Here is a 670-nt window from a genome sequence, read left to right as displayed (position 1 = left end):
GAGACGATAGGCAACACAGGCTCGTGATAACTGAGCGTCGCGGCCACAGCCGCGAACTCCTCCAACATCGGATCCATCAACGGCGAGTGGAACGCATGGCTGACCCGCAACCGCCGAGCCCGCACCCCCCGCTCGGCCAACACCGAAGCAACCCGCTCAACCGCCCCCTCCACACCCGAGACCACCACCGAAGCAGGCCCGTTGACAGCAGCAACACCCACCCCCTCCAAGCCCTCCAACAACGGCGACACCTCCCCCTCCGACGCCGACACAGCCAACATCGCCCCACCCCCAGGCAACCCCTGCATCAACCCCGCACGCGCCGCCACCAAACGACACGCATCCTCCAGCGAAAACACCCCCGCCACATACGCCGCAACAACCTCACCAATCGAATGCCCCACCAACACACCCGGCACCACACCAAACGACACCAACAACCGATACAACGCCACCTCAAACGCAAACAACACAGGCTGCGTCACACCCGTCTCATCCAACCGCTCCCCCACACCAGAACCCACCTCAGCCAACAACACCTCCCGCAACGAGAACGACACCAACGGATCCAAAACCCCCACAACCTCATCCAACGCCTCAGCAAACACCGGGAACGCCGCCACAAGCGACCGCCCCATACCCAACCGCTGACTCCCCTGACCAGCGAACA

1 protein-coding gene is annotated in these 670 nt (G+C 63.4%); it reads right to left on the bottom strand.

Annotated elements, in window-relative coordinates:
• Positions 1–670, bottom strand: a 670-nt coding sequence (locus DQ392_RS00025) for an acyltransferase domain-containing protein (RefSeq protein ID WP_114013352.1), incomplete at both ends; no start/stop codon positions are given.

It is taken from the genome of Streptomyces reniochalinae (assembly GCF_003323735.1).
Taxonomy (GTDB): Bacteria; Actinomycetota; Actinomycetes; order Streptomycetales; family Streptomycetaceae; genus Streptomyces; species Streptomyces reniochalinae.
Note: the sequence above shows the minus strand (reverse complement) of the source record. Positions and strands in the feature narration are given on the sequence as shown.